This is a genomic window from Pseudomonas sp. CC6-YY-74 (assembly GCF_002025205.1).
Classification (GTDB): Bacteria; Pseudomonadota; Gammaproteobacteria; order Pseudomonadales; family Pseudomonadaceae; genus Aquipseudomonas; species Aquipseudomonas paeninsulae.
The window spans coordinates 4,409,029-4,434,868 of the sequence record NZ_CP019947.1; the positions used below are offsets into that span (position 1 = coordinate 4,409,029).

General features: G+C 63.2%; 22 protein-coding genes and 2 pseudogenes. 16 read left to right on the forward strand and 8 right to left on the reverse strand.

The genetic code is table 11. The features are described from left to right. The first annotated feature begins 7 nt into the window (after positions 1 to 7). From B2D37_RS19960 to sugE, 5 genes are all read left to right on the forward strand, one after another. Complete coding sequence (locus tag B2D37_RS19960) at positions 8 to 1,150, forward strand: ABC transporter ATP-binding protein (protein ID WP_079204343.1); 1,143 nt, start codon at positions 8 to 10, stop codon at positions 1,148 to 1,150. 26 nt (positions 1,151 to 1,176) lie between these two features. Beyond that, the gene (locus tag B2D37_RS19965; protein WP_177345294.1) at positions 1,177 to 2,058 is read left to right on the forward strand and encodes an ABC transporter permease subunit; all 882 of its coding nucleotides are present in this window, start codon (positions 1,177 to 1,179) and stop codon (positions 2,056 to 2,058) included. Positions 2,059 to 2,140: 82 nt separating this feature from the next. Next, the gene (locus tag B2D37_RS19970; protein WP_079204345.1) at positions 2,141 to 3,040 is read left to right on the forward strand and encodes an ABC transporter permease subunit; all 900 of its coding nucleotides are present in this window, start codon (positions 2,141 to 2,143) and stop codon (positions 3,038 to 3,040) included. Positions 3,041 to 3,396: 356 nt separating this feature from the next. Then, complete coding sequence (locus tag B2D37_RS19975) at positions 3,397 to 5,340, forward strand: DNA topoisomerase III (RefSeq protein ID WP_079205051.1); 1,944 nt, start codon at positions 3,397 to 3,399, stop codon at positions 5,338 to 5,340. Positions 5,341 to 5,677: 337 nt separating this feature from the next. Then, positions 5,678 to 5,998: a quaternary ammonium compound efflux SMR transporter SugE gene (gene sugE, locus B2D37_RS19980; RefSeq protein ID WP_079204346.1), complete on the forward strand. Its 321-nt coding sequence runs from the start codon at positions 5,678 to 5,680 to the stop codon at positions 5,996 to 5,998. A 70-nt stretch (positions 5,999 to 6,068) separates the two neighbouring features. Here the strand turns inward: sugE and B2D37_RS19985 are convergent, their stop codons facing one another. Then, complete coding sequence (locus B2D37_RS19985; RefSeq protein WP_079204347.1) at positions 6,069 to 6,389, reverse strand: hypothetical protein; 321 nt, start codon at positions 6,387 to 6,389, stop codon at positions 6,069 to 6,071. Between the two features lie 263 nt (positions 6,390 to 6,652). Then, entirely contained in the window at positions 6,653 to 7,234 is a 582-nt protein-coding gene (locus tag B2D37_RS19990; RefSeq protein WP_079204348.1) for a DUF6436 domain-containing protein, read from the reverse strand. Positions 7,235 to 7,424: 190 nt separating this feature from the next. Between B2D37_RS19990 and B2D37_RS19995 the strand changes: the two genes are divergently transcribed. Further along, positions 7,425 to 8,357 carry an alpha/beta hydrolase gene (locus tag B2D37_RS19995; protein WP_079204349.1) on the forward strand — a complete coding sequence of 311 codons (933 nt, stop codon included), beginning with the start codon at positions 7,425 to 7,427 and terminating at the stop codon, positions 8,355 to 8,357. A gap of 113 nt (positions 8,358 to 8,470) precedes the next feature. On the opposite strand, the gene B2D37_RS20000 is transcribed toward B2D37_RS19995, so the two are convergent. Then, complete coding sequence (locus tag B2D37_RS20000) at positions 8,471 to 9,238, reverse strand: hypothetical protein (protein WP_079204350.1); 768 nt, start codon at positions 9,236 to 9,238, stop codon at positions 8,471 to 8,473. An 86-nt stretch (positions 9,239 to 9,324) separates the two neighbouring features. Here B2D37_RS20000 and B2D37_RS20005 point away from each other — a divergent pair, with 86 nt between their 5' ends. Genes B2D37_RS20005 through B2D37_RS20015 form a run of 3 tightly spaced genes read left to right on the forward strand, consistent with a single transcriptional unit; the run spans position 9,325 to position 10,987 of the window. Next, on the forward strand, positions 9,325 to 9,948 hold the full coding sequence (locus tag B2D37_RS20005; RefSeq protein ID WP_079204351.1) for a 2OG-Fe(II) oxygenase: 624 nt from the start codon (positions 9,325 to 9,327) through the stop codon (positions 9,946 to 9,948). 51 nt (positions 9,949 to 9,999) lie between these two features. Further along, complete coding sequence (locus B2D37_RS20010; RefSeq protein ID WP_079204352.1) at positions 10,000 to 10,542, forward strand: DUF523 domain-containing protein; 543 nt, start codon at positions 10,000 to 10,002, stop codon at positions 10,540 to 10,542. A 10-nt stretch (positions 10,543 to 10,552) separates the two neighbouring features. Further along, a complete protein-coding gene (locus tag B2D37_RS20015) occupies positions 10,553 to 10,987 on the forward strand; it encodes a DUF4399 domain-containing protein (RefSeq protein ID WP_079204353.1) in 435 nt (144 codons plus the stop codon). Between the two features lie 59 nt (positions 10,988 to 11,046). Here the strand turns inward: B2D37_RS20015 and serA are convergent, their stop codons facing one another. Next, positions 11,047 to 12,276 carry a phosphoglycerate dehydrogenase gene (gene serA / locus B2D37_RS20020; RefSeq protein ID WP_079204354.1) on the reverse strand — a complete coding sequence of 410 codons (1,230 nt, stop codon included), beginning with the start codon at positions 12,274 to 12,276 and terminating at the stop codon, positions 11,047 to 11,049. Positions 12,277 to 12,464: 188 nt separating this feature from the next. Between serA and B2D37_RS20025 the strand changes: the two genes are divergently transcribed. The 3 genes from B2D37_RS20025 to B2D37_RS20035 all read left to right on the forward strand — a co-directional run bounded on the left by B2D37_RS20025 (position 12,465) and on the right by B2D37_RS20035 (position 15,771). Next, positions 12,465 to 13,856, forward strand: coding sequence for an FAD-binding oxidoreductase (locus B2D37_RS20025; RefSeq protein WP_079204355.1), 1,392 nt, complete (start codon positions 12,465 to 12,467; stop codon positions 13,854 to 13,856). Positions 13,857 to 14,070: 214 nt separating this feature from the next. Next, positions 14,071 to 14,736, forward strand: coding sequence for a fumarylacetoacetate hydrolase family protein (locus B2D37_RS20030; RefSeq protein WP_079204356.1), 666 nt, complete (start codon positions 14,071 to 14,073; stop codon positions 14,734 to 14,736). Positions 14,737 to 14,838: 102 nt separating this feature from the next. Further along, complete coding sequence (locus tag B2D37_RS20035; protein ID WP_079204357.1) at positions 14,839 to 15,771, forward strand: SdiA-regulated domain-containing protein; 933 nt, start codon at positions 14,839 to 14,841, stop codon at positions 15,769 to 15,771. Positions 15,772 to 15,973: 202 nt separating this feature from the next. On the opposite strand, the gene rpiA is transcribed toward B2D37_RS20035, so the two are convergent. From rpiA to hydA, 4 genes are all read right to left on the reverse strand, one after another. Next, positions 15,974 to 16,645 (reverse strand): ribose-5-phosphate isomerase RpiA, encoded by a 672-nt coding sequence (rpiA, locus tag B2D37_RS20040; protein WP_079204358.1) that lies wholly within the window; start codon positions 16,643 to 16,645, stop codon positions 15,974 to 15,976. Between the two features lie 81 nt (positions 16,646 to 16,726). Continuing rightward, positions 16,727 to 18,001, reverse strand: a complete 1,275-nt coding sequence (preA, locus tag B2D37_RS20045) for an NAD-dependent dihydropyrimidine dehydrogenase subunit PreA (RefSeq protein ID WP_079204359.1) — start codon at positions 17,999 to 18,001, stop codon at positions 16,727 to 16,729. Next, entirely contained in the window at positions 18,002 to 19,369 is a 1,368-nt protein-coding gene (locus B2D37_RS20050; protein WP_079204360.1) for an NAD(P)-dependent oxidoreductase, read from the reverse strand. It lies immediately after the preceding gene. Positions 19,370 to 19,559: 190 nt separating this feature from the next. After that, a complete protein-coding gene (gene hydA / locus B2D37_RS20055; RefSeq protein ID WP_079204361.1) occupies positions 19,560 to 20,999 on the reverse strand; it encodes a dihydropyrimidinase in 1,440 nt (479 codons plus the stop codon). 588 nt (positions 21,000 to 21,587) lie between these two features. On the opposite strand from hydA, the pseudogene B2D37_RS20060 reads away from it, so the two are divergent. The 4 genes and pseudogenes from B2D37_RS20060 to B2D37_RS20075 all read left to right on the forward strand — a co-directional run bounded on the left by B2D37_RS20060 (position 21,588) and on the right by B2D37_RS20075 (position 25,724). Further along, positions 21,588 to 23,074 (forward strand): annotated as a pseudogene (locus tag B2D37_RS20060) (NCS1 family nucleobase:cation symporter-1). Between the two features lie 82 nt (positions 23,075 to 23,156). After that, positions 23,157 to 24,440: a Zn-dependent hydrolase gene (locus tag B2D37_RS20065; protein ID WP_079204362.1), complete on the forward strand. Its 1,284-nt coding sequence runs from the start codon at positions 23,157 to 23,159 to the stop codon at positions 24,438 to 24,440. Between the two features lie 99 nt (positions 24,441 to 24,539). Beyond that, complete coding sequence (locus tag B2D37_RS20070; RefSeq protein WP_079204363.1) at positions 24,540 to 24,926, forward strand: MAPEG family protein; 387 nt, start codon at positions 24,540 to 24,542, stop codon at positions 24,924 to 24,926. Between the two features lie 349 nt (positions 24,927 to 25,275). Further along, positions 25,276 to 25,724: pseudogene (locus B2D37_RS20075) on the forward strand (cytochrome c). Positions 25,725 to 25,840 lie beyond the last annotated feature (116 nt).

Here is a 25,840-nt window from a genome sequence, read left to right on the forward strand (position 1 = left end):
TTTGGTAATGGCAGTTGCTTCTAGTGCCTATAAAAAGGTTCTCGAGGGCGATCAGCAACCCAAAGAGGTGTTGGTCAAAATCGATCGTGTGACGAAGAAGTTCGACGAGGCGGTCGCCGTCGATGATGTCTCTCTGACCATCAACAAAGGCGAAATCTTCGCCCTGCTCGGCGGCTCTGGCTCGGGTAAATCCACCCTGCTGCGCATGCTCGCCGGCTTCGAGCGGCCGACCGACGGGCGCATCTACCTCGATGGCGAAGACATCACCGATATGCCGCCGTACGAGCGGCCGATCAACATGATGTTCCAGTCCTATGCGCTGTTCCCGCATATGAGCGTGGCCGACAACATCGCCTTCGGCCTCAAGCAGGACAAAAAGTCCAAGGCCGAGATCGAGGCCCGGGTCGAGGAAATGCTCAAGCTGGTACAGATGAGCGAGTACGCCAGGCGCAAACCGCACCAGCTGTCCGGTGGCCAGCGTCAGCGCGTGGCCCTGGCCCGTTCGCTGGCCAAAAGCCCGAAACTGCTGCTGCTCGACGAGCCGATGGGCGCGCTGGACAAGAAGCTGCGCTCGCAGATGCAGTTGGAACTGGTGGAGATCATCGAGCGAGTCGGTGTGACCTGCGTAATGGTGACCCACGACCAGGAAGAGGCCATGACCATGGCCCAGCGCGTGGCCATCATGCATCAGGGCTGGATCGCCCAGATCGGTAGCCCGGTGGATATCTACGAGACCCCGACCAGTCGCCTGGTCTGCGAGTTCGTCGGCAACGTCAATCTGTTCGAAGGCCAGGTGGTGGAAGACGCCGAAGGTCATGCGCTGATCGACAGCCCGGACCTGGAGCGCAATATCTTCGTCGGTCACGGCGTCAGCACCTCGGTGCAGGACAAGAGCATCACCTACGCGATTCGCCCGGAGAAGTTGCTGGTCACCACGCAAAAGCCCGACTGTGAGTACAACTGGTCGCGCGGCACCGTGCACGACATTGCCTACCTGGGTGGCCATTCGGTGTTCCATGTCGAGTTGCCGAGCGGCAAGATCGTCCAGTCCTTCGTCGCCAACGCCGAACGCCGCGGCGCGCGGCCGACCTGGGATGATGAAGTCTATGTCTGGTGGGAGGATGACAGCGGGGTGGCATTGCGCTCATGAACATTTCCCGAAGCATCAGTCGCCGGATGCCCAAAGGCCGGCACTTCGTCATCGGAGTGCCGTTCCTTTGGCTGTTCATGTTCTTCCTGCTGCCCTTCATCATCGTGTTGAAGATCAGCTTTGCCGAAGCCGACGTGGCCATTCCACCCTATACCGAGATCTACGCCTGGGCGGAACAGCAGCTGTCGATTGTCATCAACCTGAGCAACTACATCTTCCTCAGCGAAGACGACCTGTATCTGGCCGCCTACCTCGGCTCGTTGCAGATGGCTTTCTTCAGCACCCTGCTGTGTGTGCTGATCGGTTATCCGATGGCCTATGCCATTGCCCGTGCCGATAAGGACATGCAGATGGTGTTCCTGCTGCTGATCATGATGCCGACCTGGACGGCGATCCTGATCCGCGTGTATGCCTGGATGGGCATCCTCAGCAGCAACGGCCTGCTCAACAGCCTGCTGCTGAGCCTGGGTCTGATCGACGATCCGATCCGCATCCTCAACACCAACATCGCGGTGTATATCGGTATCGTCTATTCGTATCTGCCGTTTATGGTGTTGCCGCTCTACGCCAACCTGGTCAAGCACGATCAGAGCCTGCTGGAGGCCGCTTCGGACCTGGGATCGAGCACCTACAACAGCTTCTGGAAAATCACCGTGCCGCTGTCGAAGAACGGCATCATCGCCGGCTGCATGCTGGTGTTCATTCCGGTGGTCGGCGAGTTTGTGATTCCTGAACTGCTCGGTGGCCCGGAGACGCTGATGATCGGCAAGATACTCTGGCAAGAGTTCTTCAATAACCGTGACTGGCCGGTGGCTTCCGCCTTGGCGGTGGTGATGCTGGCGGTGCTGATCATTCCGATCATTCTGTTCAACCGTAGCCAGGCCAAAGAAATGGAGGGCAGAGCATGATGACGTTCCCTCGGATTGTGCCGACCATTCTGTTCAACCCTCTGCATAAGCAACAGCTGGCTAAGGAAATGGAGGGCCGCGCATGAAAGGTTTCAGTTTCTCCCGCTTCATGTTGTGGGCGGGCTTCGCGTTCATCTACCTGCCGATGCTGATCCTGGTGATCTACTCGTTCAACAGCTCCCGTCTGGTCACAGTCTGGGGCGGTTGGTCGATCAAGTGGTACGTCGGCCTGCTCGACAACACCCAGCTGATGAACGCGGTGATGCGCTCCCTGGAAATCGCCTGCTACACCGCGATTGCCGCGGTTATCCTCGGCACCATGGCCGCCTTCGTGCTGACCCGGGTGACCCGCTTCAAGGGTCGCACCGTGTTCGGCGGGCTGGTCACGGCGCCGTTGGTGATGCCGGAAGTGATCACCGGTCTGTCGCTGTTGCTGCTGTTCGTGGCCATGGCCCAGTTGATCGGCTGGCCGGCCGAGCGCGGCATCCTGACCATCTGGATCGCCCACACCACCTTTTGCACCGCCTACGTGTCGGTGGTGGTGTCCTCGCGTCTGCGTGAACTGGACCTGTCCATCGAGGAGGCGGCCATGGACCTGGGCGCCAAGCCGTTTAAGGTGTTCTTCCTGATCACCATTCCGATGATCGCGCCGTCCTTGGCGGCCGGCGGCATGATGTCCTTCGCCCTGTCGCTGGACGACCTGGTGCTGGCCAGTTTCGTTTCCGGTCCCGGTTCCACCACCCTGCCGATGGAGGTGTTCTCCGCCGTGCGCCTGGGCGTGAAGCCGGAGATCAACGCGATCGCCAGCCTGATCCTGTTGTCGGTGTCGCTGATGACCTTCATCATCTGGTTCTTCGCCCGCCGGGCCGAGGTCAGGCGCAAGAAGGCCGTACAGCAAGCCATGGACGAAACCACGGGCATCCGCGAGCAGCAGGGCCCGGACAGTCGCCGCGATCCGTCGCAGGTGCAAGCGTCCGCCTAGACAGTTGTAGGGGTAAACAAACAAGGGTCACTGCGGTGACCCTTTTTTGTGGGTAATTTGCGTACGACGCGGGTGCAGGGCGGCTCGGGCGGCGATCCGTTCGGAGCGCAGCGACAGCCCGCCGGACATGCCTCGCCGTCCAGCGACAGTCCGCCAGATTGCGCCGCACCGCCCAACCACGGCGCACTGCCTGCGGCGAGTAGCGCCCTAGGGCTTACCTCGCCGATGTCGCCCGGGCAACGTTGCGTTCGGCGCGTAGCGACATTAACTGTACATCCATACAGATTGAGGTTGCCTGAACCCGCGCCACTGCGCATGCTGTGCGTCATCGCGACAAGGAATCAATGATGGCGGCCATGCGGCTCTTCCTCTGTGAAAAACCTTCCCAGGCCAAAGACATCGCCAAGGTGCTCGGGGCCACCCGGCGTGGCGATGGCTGCTGGCTGGGCAGTAACCTGACGGTGACTTGGTGCATCGGCCACCTGCTGGAAACCGCGCCGCCGGATGCCTACGACGCGCGCTACAAACGCTGGGTGCTGAGTGACCTGCCGATCATCCCCGAGCGCTGGAAGATGCTGGTAAAACCCAAGACCGCCGGCCAGTTCAAGGCGGTCAAGCGCCTGCTCGGCGAAGCCGACGAGCTGGTGATCGCCACCGACGCCGACCGCGAGGGCGAGATGATCGCCCGCGAGCTGGTCGAGCATTGTCGCTATCGCGGGCCGATCCAGCGCCTGTGGCTGTCGGCCCTGGACGATGCCTCGATCCGCAAGGCCCTGGGCGCGCTCAAGCCTGGCGCCGAGACCTTCAGCCTCTACCATTCGGCGCTGGGCCGCTCGCGCGCCGACTGGCTGATCGGCATGAACATGAGCCGGCTGTTCACCCTGCTCGGCCAGCAGTCCGGTTATCAGGGCGTGCTGCCGGTGGGCCGGGTGCAGACCCCGACCCTGCGCCTGGTGGTCGATCGCGACCGCAGCATCGGCGCTTTCGTGCCGCTACCCTACTGGGCTATCGAGCTGGCGCTGCTGGCCGACGGCACCGCGTTTAGCGCTCAGTGGCGCGCCGCGGCGGATGTCTGCGACGAGCAGGGCCGTTGCCTCAATCAGGTGTTGGCGCAGGCAGCGGCGACCGCCATGGGTAATGCTGGCAGCGCGCGGGTGGTGAAGCTGCGCACCGAGCGCAATCGCGAAGCGCCGCCGCTGTTGTTCGATCTGGGCACCCTGCAGGAAGTCTGCTCCAAGAAGCTCGGCCTCGGCGCCCAGGAAACCCTGGATATCGCCCAGGCACTCTACGAAACCCACAAGCTCATCACCTACCCGCGCAGCGATTGCGGCTACCTGCCGCTCAGCCAGCACGCCGAGGCGCCGGCCATCCTCGCCGCGCTGGGCCGGGCCGATCCAGGCCTGGCCGGCCTGCTTGAGCATCTAGAGCCGCAACGCCGCTCGCGGGCCTGGAACGACGGCAAAGTCAGCGCCCACCACGGCATCATCCCGACCGCCGCGGCGCTGAACCTGGAACGCCTGGTCGGCAAGCAACGGGCGGTCTATAGCCTGATCCGCGCGCGCTACCTGGCGCAGTTCCTGGCCAACCATGAATACGACCGCACCCAGGCCGACCTCGACTGCGCCGGCCAGGCCCTGCGCGCGGTCGGCAAGGTAATCGTCGAACCCGGCTGGCGCCGTGCGTTGCCCGAAGCCCTGACGCCGGCCAAGGGCCGCGAAGCGCCCCCCGCACAAGCACTGCCGGCCCTGCGCGAAGGACAGGACTGCGCGGTGGTGGACGTGACCCTCAAGGACCTCTGGACCCAGCCACCGAAACCCTTCACCGAGGGCGACCTGATCAAGGCGATGAAGAACGTCGCCAAGTTGGTCGACGACCCGCGGCTCAAACAGAAACTCAAGGACACCACCGGCATCGGCACCGAAGCGACCCGCGCCGGCATCATCCAGGGCCTGCTCGATCGCGGCTACCTGCTCAAACAGGGCAAGGCCCTGGCCGCTACCCCGGCCGCCTGCAGCCTGATCGACGCCGTCCCCCGCGCCATCGCCGACCCCGGCACCACGGCAATCTGGGAGCAGGCGCTGGACATGGTGCAGAGCGGCGAGATGAGCCTGGACGAATTCGTCGCCAAACAGTCGGCCTGGATGAGCAAGCAGGTGCAACGCTGCGCCGGCCTGCGCCTGACCATCAGCGGCCCCGCCAGCCCGGCTGCCGCCACGCCCTGGAAGGGCAAACGCAAGACCGCCAAGCGCAAGGCGACGGTAGGGAGTAAGCGGGGTGGCAAGCCGGTTGGGCGGGAGTGAGCGGGTAATCGGCCGCGGCGAACAGACCACAACTAATTCAGGTCGCTGTTCAAAACACCAACCGTGGTTTGTTCCCTATTGTCTTTCGACGCCCCGCAGGTTGAGCCAAGTTGAGCAGGCCCGCGATTACCGGGCGGGGTGATGGAGGTGCTAGAAAGCTGTTGAATTTGTTAGTTTTTTATAAATGACAAAGCCATTGGAGTGACGTTATCTAGAATTCATTAATATGCGAGAATACGGAAGTCCGTCTAATTACAGTTAGGCCTCTTGCGATCTGAGGACGACCTCATTTCGTATCTCACCTCCGGGACGACCCGTAATTCGATAAGGTATCGCCATGAACTGGCTCATTCTTATTCTTGCTGGGTTGTTTGAAATCGGTTGGGCTATAGGACTTAAATACACCGATGGCTTTACGCGCCTTTGGCCAACGGTTGGCACTGTACTCGCGATGGTGATTAGCCTTGGGCTACTAGGTATTGCCATGAAGTCGCTCCCCGTGGGCACCGCCTATGCAATATGGGTTGGCGTCGGTGCGGTCGGCACAGCGTTGCTGGGGATTGTCTTGCTTGGCGAGCCCGCGAACGCAGGGCGGCTAGTGAGTCTCGCACTCATTCTTGCAGGCATTATTGGTCTGAAAATGGCAACGCCGGCCTAACAATTCAAGCCGCCGCCGCTTCGCGGCGCGGCTTAATTCAGGCTGTGAGACCGCGTGCATGGCCTTCTCCTCAGCGCGATGCGCTGCGCCGAATGTACGCCAGCTTCTCTTCCGACAGGCCCGTCAGCTGTGCCTCCTGGATGCGTCCTTCGCGCAGCAGTCGAGCGAACACCAGGAGCAACTGCGAGTAGCGATAGTCGTATTTGCGGTCGATCTCGCGGCGTTTGCGCTCCAGGTACGCCTCGATCGGCCACATCTCGTGCGGCACCGTTACGGCGGTGGCTCTTGCTTTGAAGTCAGCCATGATTTCGGCCAACTCGGCTGTGAGCGCCGCCTCGAACACGCGGTGCGCGAGTTTCTTCTCGGCTGCGGACCACTTGAGGTCGTGCATGGATGCTCCTTGCTGGCGCGGCGGCCCTGCTCGGACTAGGAATTCTCGGGGCAGGCCGCAATAGTGTTCCTGCTGGCAACCCCGACTTCAGTTCGATTAAAGCCTGCACTACCCCGCAGTTCAACTTGGGCCGTGTCTTTGCGCTGGAAGATCCAGGCCGCGTTGCTTCGAATCGGTTGCCTCTACTCTTAAACCCCACTGAGGCGTTGCCCCTTGACCACTGCAGCGCGGGTGGCGCCAAGGTGTTGTCGTGCGGCTTTGAGTCAGTCGACGGTCTCCGTCGGCCACTGGCAGAAGCAACCGACCGCCATGGTGTTGCTGGCGTTGACCGGACGGCCTGCGGCTAGGGCCTCGAGGATCGGCTCGATAAAGCTGTTGCTCGAATTGCAGGTGAGGCCTTCGCTGTAGGGGCCGAAATAGGCCAGCTGGCCCTGTTTGTCCCAGATCGCCACCGCCGGGCTGGCCGGTATGCCGGCGCTGCCGGGGAGCGGGGCAAGGGCTTGCATGGCGCTGAGGGTGGCCGGTAACTGGCCCTTGCTGCCAGGCTTTTGCACGGCATGGAAGCTCACGCCCAGGGGGCCGAAGTGCTCGATCAGTTCGCCCAGGTGTTGCTGATTGCCGACGTTGCACGGGCAGGCCGGATCCCAGAAATGCACCAGGCGAATCGGCCCGGGGCCGGCCAGTTCGGCGGGCAGGCGCAGTTCGGCGCCGGCGAACAGTGCGGTTTGCTGGTCGAACGGGCGCACATAGCGCGCCTCGAACCACCAGAAGGCGGCGAGCATGGCGGCTATCCAGAGCAGTGCGATGAGGCTGGCAAGCAGGGTCTTGCGGCTGGGGCGGGACATGGCACGATCGGCAGGTGAAAGGACGCATAGCTTGCCACGGCCTGCCGGGCAGCAGAATATCTTTAACAGTCCGCCGCTTGCTGGAAGACGGCGTACCGCTTCACGAGTACGGCCTACGCGAAACCCGCGTTTTTCCACGGCCTGCTGCATATGTCCCGCGGCTAGACCGCCTGATTTGATGGAAAGCTTTATGCCAGAACGTTTTCAGCCCGCAGACCTGGTCGCCAATTTGCGCCCCTTGGCCGCCGCGACCATGGCTTTGCCGCATGAGCAGGCGTACCGGCGCTTCTACGGTTTCGAGCAGTTGCCGACCGAGGGCAGCCTGCTCGGCTATTTTCAGGTCGGCGCCTACCGGATTGCCGCTCAGGTCTGGTTGCCGCAGGCTCCGCGCGCCACCTTGCTGTTAATCCATGGCTATTACGACCACAGCGGTCTGTATCGCCATGTGATCGAGTGGGCGCTTGGCCTGGGCTTTGCCGTGCTGGCGATCGACCTGCCGGGGCACGGCCTGTCCAGCGGTGCGCGCGCCAGCATCGGCGACTTCGCCGAGTATCAGCTGGTGCTGCAGGGCGCGCTGGAGCAGGCCGCCGCCCTTGACCTGCCGCAGCCCTGGCACCTGTGCGGGCAAAGTACCGGCGGCGCGATCCTGATCGACTATCTGTTGACCGGCAAACCCGGACCAGAGGTCGGCGAAACGATTCTGCTGGCGCCGCTGGTGCGGCCGCGGGCCTGGGCCTGGTCGCAGTTGAGCTATCGCCTGCTGAAGCCCTTCATCCGCGAGATTCCACGGCGCTTCAGCGACAACTCGAGTGACCCCGAGTTTATCGACTTTGTGCACAACCGCGATCCGTTGCAACCGCGCAGCCTGCCAACCGCCTGGGTCGGTGCCTTGAGCCAATGGGTGCCACGGATCGAGGGGGCGCCACGCAGCACGCGCAGCCCGCTGATCATCCAGGGCGAAGCGGACAGGACCGTGGACTGGCAGCACAACCTCAAGCTATTGCAGGACAAGTTCGCCGCGCCGGAGATTTTGCGTCTGGCCGAGGCCCGCCATCACCTGGCCAACGAATCAGTGGCTCTGCGTCAGCACTATTTCAATTTTCTGCGCGAGCGGCTGGCCTGATCTGCGGGGCGGAGCACCGCCGGTTGGGTTAGCGGCGCATGCATCTGTTTGGCAGGCGCCGCAGCGAGTGAACGTCGCGTCAGCCAACGCAAGGTCATCAGCCGCGCCCTCCGTCAGATTCCCTGCGGCGGTGGTGCCAGGTTGGAGCTGCTCTGGCCTACCGCCAGGCCGGCGCGGATTGCCGCCAAGGCGGCCTGGTAGTAGGCCTGGCCTTCTGCCGATTGGGCGAAGCTGACGAATTCTTCCAGCTCCGGATCGGACAGCTCGCGGTAGACGTGCAGCAGGGTGTTGTCCAGATCCGCGCCAATCTGTTCCATCAGGCGCTGGCGCTGGGTGTTGAGCAAGGACTGTGCACTATCGCCGCCGAACAGGCCGGGGAGCATCTGGCTGAGGCTGTCGGCCGCGACCCCGGCCAGGGCCAGGCTGACTTCGGCGCCAGCCTCCTTGGCCGGCAGCGCCTGGGCCAGGTGGCGGATCAGCAGGCGCCGAGTGGCGCTGGCCTGAATGCGCGGCAAACCCTCGGCATACAGTGCCAACTGGTCACGGCGGGTGGCGAGTTGTTCGGCGGCGACCACCTTGCGACCCAGTGCCGACTGGAAAAACCGCAGGGCAGGCAGCGGGTCGGCGAGGTTTTGCCCCAGGCTCTGCTGCGCACGTTGATCGATCGCCAGCGGGGCAAAGCGCTGATTGCTGTTGTTCACCAGTGCCTCATAGACCGCCGGCGGCAGGCTGCTGCGATAGCGCGCCTGCGCGGCACTCAGGGCATCGTTGAAGTGCACGCGTTGCTGCGGCCAGCCGGCTGCCTGGTAGAGCTGAACTTGCGCATCTGCCAGGCTGGGGAGGCTGAGGAACAACAGTAAAACTATGGATAGGACGCGCATACAGACTCCTGTCTAGCGGGCAGCTATTTTCGATGGCTTGGCGGTGCTTGTCGAGGCATAGCCGGCAGACTGATAGACTCGCCGGCATGTCTATTTCAACTCATTCTGCGCTGTTAGCGCGCATCGTTGACGATCTGGCCGAACAAGGCTGGTCGTTACAACCCATTTTCGCTCCTCAGTCTCTGACCCTCGAACTGGCCGATGAGTGCCGCAAACGTGCTGCACGGGGTGATTTGACCCCCGCCAGCATTGGCCGCGGCACTGGCCAGGAGATACGCGAAGGGGTGCGCGGCGATCGTATTCAATGGCTGGATGCCGGCTTGTCGTCGGCTTGCGACCATTATCTGGCACTGATGGACGGGCTGCGTCAGGCGCTCAACCGTGAGCTCTATCTGGGCCTGGAAGATTACGAGTGCCACTTCGCCTCGTACCCGCCTGGCGCTTTCTATCAGAAACATCTCGATCGCTTCCGCAGTGACGACCGCCGTGCGGTGTCGGCGGTGTTCTATCTCAACCCGGATTGGCAGCCCGAGCAGGGAGGCGCCTTGCGGCTGTACCTACCTGATGCGACGACGCGCGATGTGCCGCCAGAGGCTGGCAGCCTGCTGGTGTTCCTTTCCGCCGACATGCCCCATGAAGTGTTGCCGGCGACCCGCGAGCGCTTGTCGCTGACCGGCTGGTTCCGTCGCCGCGGCGACGACCCGCTGTAGCGCCAGTGATGGCTGGCTTGCGCCTTTCAAGCACCGCCCCCAGGAGGATGTATGCAAAAGATTCTGGTCAGTCGCTGTCTGCTTGGCCACCGCGTGCGTTATGACGGCGGCGCCCACGGCCCCTTCGATCTGCTCCAGCGCTGGCAGGCCGAGGGGCGGGTGGTCGCGCTCTGCCCGGAAGTCGCCGGCGGTTTGCCGACGCCACGACCCGCGGCGGAAATCCCCTCAGGCCAGGGCGCGCAGGTGCTCGACGGCCTGCTGCCGGTACTGACTATCGATGGCCAGGACGTCACGGCGGCCTTCGTCGCCGGCGCCGAACAGGCGCTGGCGCTGGTCCAGCAGCACGGCATCCGCCTGGCGCTGCTCAAGGCGCGCAGCCCGTCGTGCGGCAACCTGGAAAACTACGACGGCAGTTTCAGCGGCCGCAAGGTTGCAGGCGAAGGCGTCACGGCGGCCCTGCTCAAGCGTGCGGGCGTGCAGGTATTCAGCGAGGAGCAGTTACCCGCTGCAGCGTTGGCCCTGGCGAGGTTGGAAAGTGCTGACGGAGGAACGATCGAGTCAGGCCAAGGTCGACTTCAGGGACTTGTTACCTGAGGGATCTACTATGAAAACATTACGCACTGGCTTCGGACTTGCCGCTGCGCTGCTAAGCGCCTCGGGCTTAGCCCTGGCGGCGGTGCCGCACACTGCGGCGCCCAGCGGAGCGGCGGTGTACTTTATCGAGCTTGCCGACGGCGCTACGCTCGGCCAAACATTCACCGTCAAGTTCGGCCTCAAGGGCATGGGGGTGGCGCCGGCAGGTATTGACGCGCCGGCCACCGGGCACCATCACCTGCTGATCGACCTGGAGGACGCCCCGGCGATGAACCAGCCGCTGGCGATGACCGACAGCCTGCGTCATTTCGGCAAGGGCCAGACCGAGACCGAACTCAGCCTGCCGCCTGGGACACACACCTTGCAATTGCTGGTGGGCGACAACAACCATGTGCCGCTGGTCCCGCCGGTGATCTCGAAGAAAATCACGGTGACTGTGCAGTAGCATCGCGCGCATGAAAAAGGGAGGCCAAATGGCCTCCCTTTTTCGTTACCCGGCGGCGCTTAGAACAACACGCGGCTACGGATGGTGCCGTTGACGTGTTGCAGCTTCTCCAGCGCCAGGTCGGAGTAGTCGGCGTCGACGTCGATCACCACATAGCCAACCTTGGCGTTGGTCTGCAGGAACTGACCGGAGATGTTGATGCCGTTTTCGGCGAACACCTTGTTGATCTCGCTCATCACGCCCGGCACGTTCTGGTGAATGTGCAGCAGACGGTGCTTGCCCGGATGCGCCGGCAGGGCGACTTCGGGGAAGTTGACCGAGGACACCGAGGTACCGTTGTCACTGTACTTGACCAGTTTCTCCGCCACTTCCAGGCCGATGTTGGCCTGGGCCTCGGCGGTGGAACCGCCGATGTGCGGGGTCAGGATCACTCGATCGAGGCCGCGCAGCGGGCTCTCGAACTCTTCGTCGTTGGATTTCGGCTCGACCGGGAACACGTCGATGGCGGCGCCGATCAGGTGCTCGTCCCTGATCGCGGCGGCCAGGTGATCCAGCTTAACCACGGTGCCGCGAGCGGCGTTGATCAGGATGCCGCCCTTCTTCATGGCGCGGATTTCCCGCTCGCCGATCATCCACTGGGTGGATGGCAGCTCCGGCACGTGCAGGGAAATGATGTCGCACATGCCCAGCAGGTCGTGCAGCTTGGCAATCTGGGTGGCGTTGCCCAGCGGCAGCTTGGTCACGGTGTCGTAGAAGAACACCTGCATGCCCAGAGCTTCGGCCAGGACCGAGAGCTGGGTGCCGATCGAGCCGTAGCCGACGATGCCGAGCTTCTTGCCGCGGATTTCGAAGGAGTTGGCTGCGCTCTTGATCCAGCCGCCACGGTGGCAGGAGGCGTTCTTTTCCGGGATGCCGCGCAGCAGCAGGATGGCCTGGGCCAACACCAGTTCGGCCACCGAGCGGGTGTTCGAGTAGGGCGCGTTGAAGACCGCGATACCGCGTTCACGGGCGGCGTCGAGATTGACCTGGTTGGTGCCGATGCAGAAGCAGCCAACCGCTACCAGGCGACTGGCGCAATCGAAGACATCGGCGGTCAGCTGGGTGCGCGAGCGAATGCCGATGAAGTGCGCGTCGGCGATCTTTTCTTTCAGCTCGTCGTCTGACAGTGCGCCCTTGTGGTACTCGATGTTGGTGTAGCCGGCAGCCTTCAGGGTGTCCACGGCATTCTGGTGGACGCCTTCGAGAAGAAGGAACTTGATCTTGCTCTTGTCGAGAGAGGTCTTGCTCATCGGAGTACCTGTTGTCCCACATAATGGTGTCAGGGAAAGAGGCCGGGCGCAGCCGGCCGCAGCTCGTAGATCGGCGCAGGAGCACGATTCACGGGGGGCGTATGCTAGCATACGAGCCCCGCGAAACACCCACCCCTGGCAGATGAAGCGTGCTCAGGGTGACCATGAATCGTTTGAGAGTTCGATAGATGACCAACCCTGCGCTGATCGAAGAGCTGAAGACCCTGGTTGAGCCTGGCAAGGTGCTGACCGACGCCGATTCCCTCAACGCCTACGGCAAGGATTGGACCAAGCACTTCGCCCCGGCCCCTTGCGCCATCGTCTTTCCCAAGAGCATCGAGCAGGTCCAGGCCATCGTCCGTTGGGCCAACCAGCACAGGGTCGCCCTGGTGCCCTCGGGTGGCCGCACCGGGCTGTCGGCCGCTGCCGTCGCGGCCAACGGCGAAGTGGTGGTGGCCTTCGACTATATGAACCAGATTCTCGCTTTCAACGAATTCGACCGCAGCGTGGTCTGTCAGCCGGGCGTGGTGACCAAGCAGTTGCAGCTGTTCGCTGAAGAGCAGGGGCTGTACTACCCGGTCGATTTCGCTTCCAGCGGATCGAGCCAGCTGGGCGGCAATATCGGCACCAATGCCGGCGGGATCAAGGTGATTCGCTACGGCATGACCCGCAACTGGGTGGCCGGCCTCAAGGTGGTCACCGGTACCGGCGAGCTGCTGGAGCTGAACAAGGACCTGATCAAGAACGCCACCGGCTACGACCTGCGCCAGCTGTTTATCGGCGCCGAAGGCACCCTGGGCTTCGTGGTCGAGGCCACCATGCGCCTCGATCGCGCGCCGCAGAGCCTCACCGCCATGGTCCTCGGCGCCGCCGACTTCGATTCGATCATGCCGGTGCTGCACGCCTTCCAGAACAAGCTGGATCTGACCGCCTTCGAGTTCTTCTCCGACAAGGCCCTGGCCAAGGTCATGGGCCGTGGCGACGTGCCGGCGCCGTTCGAGACCGACTGTCCGTTCTATGCGCTGCTGGAGTTCGAAGCCAGCACCGAGGCAGTGGCCGATGCCGCTCTCGCCACCTTCGAGCATTGCGTCGAGCAGGGCTGGGTGCTCGACGGGGTGATGAGCCAGAGTGAGCAGCAACTGCAAAATCTGTGGAAGCTGCGCGAATACATCTCCGAGACCATCAGCCACTGGACCCCGTACAAGAACGACATCTCGGTCACCGTGTCGAAAGTGCCGGCCTTCCTGCATGAGATCGACGCCATCGTCGCTGAGCACTACCCGGACTTCGAGATCGTCTGGTTCGGCCACATCGGCGACGGCAATCTGCACCTGAATATCCTCAAGCCGGAGAATCTGTCCAAGGACGAGTTCTTCGCCAAGTGCGCGACGGTGAACAAGTGGGTGTTCGAGACCGTGCAGAAGTACAACGGCTCGATCAGCGCCGAACACGGCGTCGGCATGACCAAGCGCGACTACCTGCACTACAGCCGCTCCGAGGCGGAGATCGGTTACATGAAGGCGATCAAGGCGGTATTCGATCCCAATGGCATTATGAACCCCGGCAAGATCTTCCCCTGAAAGCTGCTGCGCTCGACCATGCTGCGTTGGCGTACCCGGAAAAAATGCTCATTGGCAGCAGCCAACTCTGCTTTTTTCCGGATACACCGCCTTGCCTGGCCTTCGCTCGCGACACTTTCAGCTAGCTGATGAGATCTTTGGTCGCAGCGATGGCCCGCCCTACACGCACGCTCCCACAAAGAGCCGCGCACCACATTCCCATAAGGAGTCGCCCATGAGTTACCAGCACCAGTACGTCGACGGCACCCATATCCATTTCCCCATGGGCAAGGTGGTGTGCATCGGCCGCAACTACGCCGAACACGCCAAGGAACTGAACAACCCGCTGCCGAGCGAGCCCTTGCTGTTCATCAAGGCCGGCAGCTGCGTGGTACCGCTGGATGAGGGGTTTGTCATTGCCGACGAGCGCGGCGCGGTGCATTACGAGGCGGAAATTGCCGTGCTGATCGGCAAGCCGCTGTCGCGCACACCGAATGCCGAAGAAGTGCTGGACGCCATATCCGGCTTCGCCCCGGCCCTCGACCTGACCCTGCGCGACTTGCAGGCCAAGCTCAAGGAGCAGGGCTACCCCTGGGAAATCGCCAAATCCTTCGACGGTGCCTGCGTGCTGGCGCCCTTCGTGCCGGGCGATGCCGTGGAAGACCTGAGCGACATCGGTATCCGCCTGAGCATCAACGGCGAAGTGCGTCAGGACGGCAACAGTCGCGATATGCTCAACCCGATTCTGCCGATGATCCAGCACATCGCCGGTCACTTCAGCCTGCAACCGGGCGACGTGATCCTCACCGGTACGCCGGTCGGGGTCGGCCCGTTGCACAAGGGCGACGAGCTGGTGCTCGAGCTGGTCGGTCACGCGCGCTTTGCCAGTCGCGTGCTGTAACGGACTATGTATATACGGGGCGCCTGGAGGCGCCCCTATGGTAATCGAACCTCAAGCCTTGCTCGCTAGTCTGATGGTCATGCTTATCTCGAGTCGTGCCCAATGCCTGCCCCGCTCTTTCGTTTCATGCGCCCGCGCCGGTTGCTCCTGCTGTTGCTGGTTGTCGTCACGGCGTGGCTGATCAATTTCCTGCGGCTGGATGAGCGGGCCTGGTTCTGGCTCGAGGAAGGCCGCCTGAGTGTTGCCGAGCAGCAGGCGAGCATCTGGCTGCCGGGCTATCGGGCCGTCGTGCAGGGCAAGTCGCTGGCCGGCCTGGAACGGGATGAAACCTCAGGGCTGACCTACAACCCCGCCAGCGACACGCTGTTCACCGTGACCGGCAAGCACCCGCAACTGGTCGAGTTGTCCCTGGACGGCGAGGTGCTGCGGCGTATCCCGCTCACTGGCTTTTCCGACCCCGAAGGTGTCGAAGTCATCTCCGGTGGCCGCTTGGCAATCATCGATGAGCGCCGGCGCAGCATGACGGTGTTCAGTATCGACGACGACACGCAGAACCTCGATGCCGGGGATTATCCGTCGTTCGACCTGGGCTTTGCCGATGCCGGCAACAAGGGCTTCGAGGGGATTGCCTGGGACTCGCTCAATCAGCGCGTGCTGCTCGGCAAGGAGCGCGGTCCGCTGGGACTGTTCAGCTTGTCGTTAGCCGGCGCAGACGGCGCCGCCGGGACGCTGCAGGCGTTGCCCTCGAAGCGCGCGTTCGTGCGCGACATTTCTTCGTTGAGTTTCGATGCGCGCAGCGGTCACACCCTGGTGCTTTCCGACGAGTCGCGTCTGCTGCTGGAACTGGATAGCCAGGGTCAGCCAGTCAGCTTCATCAGCCTGATCGGCGGTTTGAATGGTTTGCACCAGAGCATCAAGCAGGCCGAAGGCGTGACCATGGATGCGGCGGGCAATATCTACATCGTCGGCGAACCCAACCTGCTCTATGTGTTCAGCAAGGACGCGCCGGTGGTGCTGCCCAGGCAGGTCGATTAAGCGTCCCGACGCAATTGAACAACCCACAATCCGTAGGCTGCCACTCGCCGCAGGCAATGCCCCGTGGTTGATCGGCGCGGCACAAATCCTGGCGGGTTGTCGCTGCGCTCCGAAGCCGCCCTACCCGCAGGCGGTGCACTGTGGTTGAGCGGCGCGGGGCAAATCTAGCTCCCCTTACGTATCCGGCCAGATCGCCGAGTGTTCAGCGGGTCAGGGTTTTCACCCCGTCGGCCGTGCCCAGTAGCAACAAGTCCGCCGGACGGGCGGCGAACAGGCCATTGGTGACCACGCCGACGATGTTGTTGATCTGCGCTTCCAGCTCGCGCGGGTTGACGATGGACAGGTTGTAGACGTCGAGGATCTGGTTGCCATTGTCGGTGCTCACGCCCTCGCGGTACACCGGGTCGCCACCGAGCTTGACCAGTTCGCGGGCGACATGGCTGCGCGCCATCGGAATCACTTCCACCGGCAGTGGGAAGGCGCCGAGTACTGGCACCAGCTTGCTGGCGTCGGCGATACAGATAAAAGTCTTGGCCACGGCGGCGACAATCTTCTCGCGGGTCAGGGCGGCGCCGCCACCCTTGATCAGGTTGAGGTGCTCGTCGCTTTCATCGGCGCCATCGACATAGAACTCCAGATCGCTAACGACATTCAGTTCATAGACCGGAATGCCGTGGCTTTTCAGGCGCGCGGCGGTGGCTTCGGAGCTGGCCACGGCGCCGTCGAACTCGGCCTTGTGTTGGGCCAATGCATCGATAAAGCAGTTGGCCGTGGAGCCGGTGCCGATCCCGACGACGCTCTTGGCGTCGAGCTTGGGGAGGATGAAGTCGACAGCAGCCTGGGCGACTGCTTGCTTGAGTTGATCCTGGTTCATCACGGTCTCTGTGCCTGGGTGGAGTTCGAAGGCGCGAATTATAGCCGCATGTGGCTGGAATCCTCGCCCTCTGCACGACGGCTAGGAGGCTTCGCGATACGGATTGCGCGGATCGTGCAGCCAGTCGAGGAACGGCTTGCCGGTGTCCTGCGCCACCATTTCGATGCAGTCCTGCACCGGGCAGGTGATCTGACACAGGTTGCAGCCCACGCATTCGTCGTCGATCACTTCGTATTTGTGAGTGCCGTCGGCCTGCTTGAGGCTGGCGATGGCCTGGTGCGCGGTGTCTTCGCAGGCGATGTGGCAGCGGCCGCAGCCGATGCAGGCGTCCTGGTCGATCTTGGCGATCACCTGGTAGTTGATGTCCAGGTACTTCCAGTCGGTAGTGTTGCCCACCGCGCGGCCGGAGAAATCCTTGAGGCTGGCATAGCCCTGGCTGTCCATCCAGCGCGACAGGCCGTCCTGCATTTCCTCGACGATGCGAAAGCCGTGCAGCATGGCGGCGGTGCACACCTGTACCGCGCCGCAGCCCAGCGCGACGAACTCGGCCGCGTCACGCCAGCTGCCGATGCCGCCGATGCCGCAGATCGGCAGACCGCGGGTCTCGGGGTCGCGGGCGATCTCGGCGACCATGTTCAGGGCGATCGGCTTGACCGCCGAACCACAGTAGCCGCCGTGGGTGCTCTGGCTGCCGACGATCGGGTTGGCGACCATGCGCTCCAGGTCGACGCTGGTGATCGAGTTGATGGTGTTGATCAGCGACACCGCATCGGCGCCGCCGCGATAGGCGGCGCGGGCGGCCAGGCGCACGTCGGTGATGTTCGGCGTGAGTTTGACGATCACCGGCAGTGAGCAGTAGGTCTTGCACCAGCGGGTGACCCGTTCGACGTATTCCGGTACCTGGCCGACCGCCGCGCCCATACCGCGCTCGGGCATGCCGTGGGGGCAGCCGAAGTTCAGTTCGATGCCGTCGCAGCCGGTAGCTTCCACCAGCGGCAGGATAGCCTTCCAGGATTCCTCGACGCAGGGCACCATCAACGAGACGATCATTGCGCGGTCCGGCCAGTCCTTCTTCACCTGGGTGATTTCGCGCAGGTTGATCTCCAGCGAGCGGTCGGTGATCAGCTCGATATTGTTGAAGCCGAGCACCTCGCGGTTAGCGCCGAAGTGCGCCGAATAGCGCGACGACACGTTGACCGCCGCCGGGTCTTCGCCGAGGGTCTTCCAGACCACCCCGCCCCAGCCGGCCTCGAAGGCGCGGACCACGTTGTAGGCCTTGTCGGTGGGCGGCGCGCTGGCCAGCCAGAACGGGTTGGGTGCTTTGATGCCGGCGAATTCGATGGATAGATCAGCCATTTATGCGGCCTCCACGGTGAGCATGAGGTGGGCGTGGATGGCCTCGGCGGCCAGCTTGCCGTGTTGTACGGCCTGGACGGTGAGGTCCTGGCCCAGCGCCGTGCAGTCGCCGCCGGCATAGATGCCGGGCACGCTGGTCTGCAGGCTCTGGTCGACCCAGATGCGCTGGCCCTCGCGTTGCAGTTCGCGGGCCAGCGGATCAACCAGGGCTGCGCCGTCGAAGGCCTGGCCGATGGCGGTGAAGATGGCGTCGGCGGCCAGCTCGAAGGTCTCGCCGGTGGACTGCAGGCGGCCGTTGTCCAGGCGGGTGCGGGCGAAGCGCATGCCGCGCACCTGACCTTGGTCGTCGAGCAGCACCTGCTCGGGTTGTGCCCAGGTCAGCAGGCGGACTTGGTTGTCCTTGGCGATGGCCTGTTCGTGTTCGGTGGCGCCCATCTCGCTGAGGCCGCGGCGATACACCAGATTGACGTCGTCGGCGCCGAGCTTGCTCATCTGCACCGCCATGTCGATGGCGGTGTTACCGGCGCCGAGGACGATGCAGCGCTTGGCCAGCGGCAACTGGCTGAGGTCGTCGGTCTGGCGCAGTTCACGGATGTAGTCGGTGGCGGCGAGCAGGCCCGGCGCGTCGTCGTCGGCCAGACCGAGGCGCTTGCTGGCAGCCAGGCCGATGCCGAGGAATACCGCATCGAACTGCTGGTGCAGCTCGGCCAGGCTGAGGTCGTCGCCCAGTTTGTGACCATGGCGGATCTCGATGCCGCCGATCTGCAGGAGGAACTCCAGTTCGCGCTGGGCAAAGTCGTCCACCAGCTTGTACTTGGCGATGCCGTATTCGTTGAGGCCGCCGGCTTTCTCGCGGGCCTCGAAGATCACCACCTCGTGGCCGTGCATGGCCAGCCGATGGGCGCAGGACAGGCCCGCCGGGCCGGCACCGACCACGGCGATGCGCTGGCCGCTGGCCGGGGCGCGCTGGAACGGGTGTTCGCTGAACTGGGCGTTATCGATGGCGTAGCGTTGCAGCAGGCCGATCAGTACCGGCGCGCATTCCTGCGCATTGTTGCGCACGCAGGCTTGCTGGCAGAGGATTTCGGTGGGGCAGACGCGGGCGCAACTGCCGCCGAGGATATTCGCCGAGAGGATTTTCTCGGCCGCGCCCTGGACGTTTTCGTGGCTGATATTGCGGATGAACGAGGGGATGTCGATCTCGCTCGGGCAGGCGTTAATGCAGGGCGCATCGTAGCAATACAGGCAGCGCGCGCTTTCCAGGGCGGCCTGGCGGGCGGTGAGCGGCGGGGCCAGATCGGCGAAGCGATCGGCCAGTGCGGCCGCGCCGGCATCCGGCCGCGGCAGGTGGCTGAGGGTGTCTATCACGGTTGTTGTCTCCCGATTTTGTGGCTTTTATTGGGCAGTGAACAGCGAATAAGCGGCCGTCCGGCCTCTGTGGGCCGGTGCGGCGAAATGGATTGCGACGGTTTTTTTGTAGGAGGGGCTTTAGCCGCGAAAGGTCTCAGGTGCTCAACACCCTTCGCGGCTAAAGCCCCTCCCACAATCGACACCAGGCTCAGCGCTCGACGGCAATCGGCCGATTCAGCTCGGCGCGTTTGCTCAGCAGGTCGAACACCGCCGGGTAAGCCGGGCGCTCGACATAGCGCCCGGCCCCGCGCTCGGCGCGCAGCTCGCCATTGGTCCAGACCAGCTTGCCCTGGCTGATGGTGTGGCTGGGCACGCCGCGCACGGTCTTGCCCTCGAAGATGTTGAAGTCGACCTGCTGGTGGTGGGTCTTGGCCGAGATCGTCCGGGTGCCCTGCGGGTCCCAGAGCACCAGGTCGGCATCGGCGCCGACGCGCAGTGCGCCCTTGCGCGGGAACAGGTTGAAGATCTTCGCGGTGTTGGTGCTGGTCAGGGCGACGAACTCATTCATCGACAGGCGGCCGCTGTTGACCCCTTCGTCCCAGAGCACGGCCATGCGGTCTTCGATGCCGGCGGTGCCGTTGGGGATCTTGCTGAAGTCGTCGCGGCCGGCGGCTTTCTGGTCGGCGCAAAAGCAACAGTGGTCGGTGGCGGTGGTGTGCAGGTTGCCCGACTGCAGACCGTGCCAGAGGGCGTCCTGATGGCCGCGCGGGCGGAACGGCGGGCTCATTACGTAGCCGGCGGCGGTCTGCCAGTCCGGGTGGCGGTAGACGCTGTCGTCGAGCAGCAGATGGCCGGCCAGTACCTCGCCGTACACCGGCTGGCCCTTGGCCCGGGCGTAGGTGATCTCATCCAGGGCTTCCTTGGTCGAGACGTGCACCAGGTACAGCGGCGTACCCAGGGTTTCGGCGATGCGAATGGCGCGGCTGGCGGCCTCGCCCTCGACCTGGGAGGGGCGCGACAGCGGATGCGCCTCGGGTCCGGTCATGCCCTGGGCGAGCAGTTTGTTCTGCAGGTGATAGACCAACTCGCCGTTTTCCGCATGCACCGTGGGCACCGCGCCCAGTTGCAGGCAGCGCTCGAAGCTGGCCACCAGGGTGTCGTCGGCGGCCATGATGGCGTTCTTGTAGGCCATGAAGTGTTTGAAGCTGTTGATGCCGAACTTAGCCACCAACTCGCCCATTTCGGCGGCGACCTGCTCGCTCCACCAGGTGATGGCGACGTGGAAGCCATAGTCGGAGGCAGACTTCTCCGCCCAGCCGCGCCAGGTGTGGAAGGCTTCGAGCAGCGACTGCTGCGGGTTGGGGATGACGAAGTCGATGATCGAGGTGGTGCCACCGGCCAGGCCCGCGGCGGTGCCGCTGAAGAAGTCCTCGCTGGCCACCGTGCCCATGAAGGGCAGTTGCATGTGGGTGTGCGGGTCGATGCCGCCGGGCATCAGGTACTGGCCGCTGCCGTCGAGCAGCTCGCAGCCGGCCGGCGCATCCAGGTTATGACCGATGGCCTGGATCAGGCCGTCTGCGCAGAGTAGGTCGGCGCAGTAACTTTCTTCATGGGTGACCAGGGTGGCGCCGCGGATCAACAGAGACATGCCGAGTTCCTCACAGGCTGACCGGTGTGTGCCGGTTCTTGATGTTATGGCGGGTCAGCCTGACGGAATCATTAATCCTGTCAGGTGTGACAGGAATTAATCTAGTACTAGCCTGGCGATTGAGCAAGATTATTTTTACAGCTATTTATTTATTTATTAAATTATTGAAATATAACGATTAAATATATAAATCAGCAAAAAGTTGCGGGGACTAAGCATTTTGACGCACTTGACAAGATTGAAATATGGTCGAGATTTGCAGTGGAAATTCAAGCGTTTGAGTCGGGTTCGTGACCGGTACGCGACGGTGCAAAAAAGTTTGCCTGCACCAGTTTGAATCCTGACTATGTGGACAGGCATGCGTGGACGGCTGCCGAGGAGCGGGGAATAACCCCGCGAGGAGCGCAAGCAGTTCGGTAAAGTTTTACAGATCATATGGTTAGCTAGTTTCAGCAAGGCAGGTGAGAGTTTCGGCACGCTTATTGAGTGTTGCCGCTACCGAGTTGGCCGGCGCTGAGACACAAAAATACTCCGGCCATCGGTTCATCCCGATGAGCGAACAATCAGAACAATTCCTGGAGAGGCCCCATGCAACAGAGCAGATCGCAAGTGACCGAGCGCGATGGCTTGTACGAACTGGCCGCTGGCCCCGACGTACTCGACAGCCCGCGCTACAACCACGACATCGCCCCGACCAAGGTGCATGAGCGCACCTGGAACAAGTGGCACATCACCGCGCTCTGGGTCGGCATGTCGATTTGCGTGCCGACCTACACCCTCGGCGGGGTGCTGACCGCCTACTTCGGCCTGTCGGTCGGCGAGGCGCTGCTGGCGATCCTGCTGGCCAATATCCTGGTGCTGGTGCCGCTGACCCTGAATGCCTTTCCCGGCACCAAGTACGGCATTCCCTTCCCGGTGCTGCTGCGTTCCTCCTTCGGCGTGATCGGCTCCAACGTGCCCTGTCTGATCCGGGCGGTGGTCGCCTGTGGCTGGTTCGGCATCCAGACCATGTTCGGCGGCCTGGCCATCCACCTGTTTCTCGGCTCGATCTTCGAGGGCTGGAAGGAGCTTGGCGGCACCGGCGAGGTGATCGGCTTCATGATCTTCTGGACCCTCAACCTGTGGGTGGTGCTGCGTGGCGCCGAGTCGATCAAGTGGCTGGAGACCCTCTCCGCACCGCTGCTGGTGCTGGTCGGCGCCGGCCTGTTGGTGTGGGCGATGCCTAACGTGTCGATGAGCGAGTTGCTGGCGCAGCCCCCAAGCGACCGGAGGGTGCCAGTGTGACCGGTTACTTTTTCGCCGGCCTGACCGCCATGGTCGGCTTCTGGGCCACCCTGTCGCTGAACATCCCGGACTTCAGCCGCTACGCCAAGAGCCAGAAGGATCAGATCATCGGGCAGATCATCGGTCTGCCGTTGACCATGTTCCTGTTCGCCTCCCTCGGGGTGGTGCTGACCGCAGCATCCGCCTCGCTGGTCGGTGAAACCGTGTCCGACCCGGTCAGTCTGATCGGCCACATCCAGAGCCCCGGCTGGGTCGCCCTGGCCATGGCGTTGATCATAGTCGCGACCCTGTCGACCAACACCGCGGCGAACATTGTCTCGCCAACCAACGACTTCCAGAACATCGCGCCCAAGCTGATCAACCGCACCAAGGCGGTATGGCTCACCGGTTTCGTCGGTCTCGGCCTGATGGCTCACGAACTGCTGAAGAAGCTCGGCCTGCTGGTCTCTGACCTGAGCCTGGAAAGCGTCTATTCCAACTGGCTGCTGGGCTATTCGAGCCTGCTCGGGCCGATCGCCGGGATCATGGTGGTGGACTACTTCCTGATCAAGAAACAGCAACTCGACCTGGCCGGGCTGTACCGCGACGACGTCTACCCGGCGTGGAACTGGATCGGCTTTGTCGCCTTTGGCGTGCCGGTGGCGCTGACCCTGCTGTCGCTGGGCAGCAGTGCCTTTAGCTGGTTCTACGACTACGGCTGGTTCACCGGTTCGTTCCTCGGTGGGCTGATCTATTTCGGTTTGTGTAGCCTGCGCAGCGCACAGCCGCTGGTGGCCAAGGCGCCGCTGTGAGGCGATCCAACAGACCTACCGCGAACCCTGCGCCCCACGGGACGGGTTCGCTCAGACAACCAGAAAGCCCGAGGAGATCATCATGAATGCTGCCGTCGACGTTCTGCAGTCCAGCCAGCCGCATATCAACAGCGAACGCCTGTGGCAGTCGCTCATGGAGTTGGCCCAACTCGGCGCCACGGCCAAGGGCGGGGTCTGCCGCCTGGCCCTGACCGACCTCGATCGCCAGGCCCGCGACCTGTTCGTGCGCTGGTGCGAAGAGGCCGGCTGCAGCGTGACGGTCGATGCGGTCGGCAATATCTTCGCGCGCCGCCCCGGGCGTAACCCCGCGCTGGCGCCGGTGATGACCGGCAGCCATATCGACACCCAGCCCACCGGCGGCAAGTTCGACGGCTGCTTCGGCGTGCTGGCCGGGGTCGAGGTGCTGCGCACCCTGAATGACCTGGGCGTACAGACCGAGGCGCCGCTGGAGGTGGTGGTCTGGACCAACGAGGAAGGCTCGCGCTTCGCCCCGTGCATGATGGGCTCCGGGGTGTTCGCCGAGAAATTCACCCTGGCCGAAACCCTGGCCAAGCGCGATGCCGAGGGCGTCACGGTGGGCGAGGCGTTGAATGCCATCGGCTATGCCGGCAGCCGTGAGGTCAGCGGGCATGCGGTGGGCGCCTATTTCGAGGCGCATATCGAGCAGGGACCGATCCTCGAGGATCAACACAAGACCATCGGCGTGGTGCTCGGCGCGCTCGGGCAGAAGTGGTTCGACCTCAATCTCAAGGGCGTCGAGGCGCATGCCGGGCCGACCCCGATGCACCTGCGCAAGGACGCCCTGGTCGGCGCCGCCGCAATCGTAGCGGCAGTCAATCGGGTGGCCCTGGAGCACCAGCCGCACGCCTGCGGCACGGTCGGTTGCCTGCAGGCCTATCCCGGTTCGCGCAACGTGATCCCCGGCGAGGTGCGCATGACCCTGGATTTTCGTCACCTCGAGCCGGCGCGCCTGGATTCGATGATCAAAGAGGTGCGCGGCGTGATCGACGCGACCTGTGCCAAGCATGGCTTGAGTTTCGAGCTGACTCCTACCGCCGATTTCCCGCCGCTGTATTTCGACCAAAACTGTGTCGAGGCGGTACGCGGCGCGGCGCAGAGCCTGGGGCTGACCCATATGGATATCGTCAGCGGCGCCGGGCATGACGCGATCTTCCTCGCCGAACTGGGCCCGGCCGGAATGATCTTCGTGCCCTGCGAGGGTGGCATCAGCCACAACGAGATCGAGAACGCCGCCCCGGCCGATCTGGCCGCAGGTTGCGCGGTGCTGCTGCGCGCGATGCTGGCCGCGTCGGCGGCCATCGGCACAGGAAAACTGACGGACTGATTGGCCGATTCGCCATCGAAGAGCGGCGGTTGGGTCATGGACGACCGCCGGTCGGCAGTCCAAACTTGGGGCCCGCTGTCCCCAAGCTATGGAGTGCCCATGACAACTGCCTACTGGTGCGTGCTGGTCGCGCTGTTTCTGCCTTACCTCTCCACTGTTACAGCCAAGATCGCCGGCGGTGGCTTCAGCCCCAGGCACAACCATGACCCGCGCGCCTTGCTCGCCAGTCTCGAAGGCCTCGGCCGCCGCGCCAACAATGCCCAACTCAACAGCTTCGAGGTCACCCCGGCGTTCGCCGCGGCAGTGATCATCGCCCACCTGGCTGGCGGCGCCGAGCAGGGCTTGCTCGATCAGTTGGCCATCGCCTTTGTGATCAGCCGCGTGCTGTATTGGCTCTGCTACCTGGCCGATTGGGCGCCTGTGCGCTCGCTGGTGTGGTTCGTCGGCATGGGCCTGATCATCAGCCTGTTTGTGGTCTCGGCGTGAGCCGTTGATCGCTGCGGCAAAACACCACGCTTGGCCCGCTGGTAATGTATGGCGATACTGTCGGCCGTTCCTTTAGCAGGCCGTTGAAAAACTACCTACGTTGCCCCTCTTGATCAAAGAGAGGGGCGTTAAAAACAGGCTCGGGTGCGAGTCCAGTCGGAATGCTCATTTACAGCTCGTAAACTCCGCTTGATTCGCTGCGCTCACCCTACGGGCCAGCTGTTGGCTGTTTACTTCGCTGCGCTGCGTTTCTCGCCTGTTTTTGCGGCGACGCCTAGTCCTTGTCTCGGCTGCCTCGCCTACGTTTTTCAACGGCCTGTTAGCCCAAGCTGTTTGTCGTGAAGGTGTTATGAAGTTGAAAAGCCTGTTCCTCGTTGTGCTTGCCCTGACCCTGACTGCTTGTGGGGTGTCGATCCGAATTCACCGCAGGGCCTGCGCCAGGGCATCTTCAAACAGATGCTCAAGGTCAGTGAAGACCTCGGCGGTATGTTGCGTGGGCGGATTGCCTTCAAGGAGCAGCGTTTCGTCAGCGGTGCGACCGAACTCGATCAACTGGTCCGTACGCCTTGGCAGCACTTTCCCCAGGTCAAGGAAGAGGGCGGTGAGACCCGCGCCAAGGATGACGTCTGGCAACGCCAGGAGCGTTTTCAGCAACTGGCGCGCGAATTGGAAGCAAGCACGGCCGCGCTGGTTGTCGCGAGCGCCGCCCTGCCGCTGAAAAGTGCCGATCTGGGCGCGCCCGTGCAACGCGTCGAGGACAGCTGCAAGGCTTGCCACGAGGAGTTTCGCGCGTTCTAGCAGGCCGTTGAAAAACTACCTACGTTGCCGATACGGCGTTAAAAACAGGCTCGGGTGTGAGCCCAGTCGGAATGCTCATTTACAGCTCGTAAACTCCGCTTCCTCGCCTGTTTTTG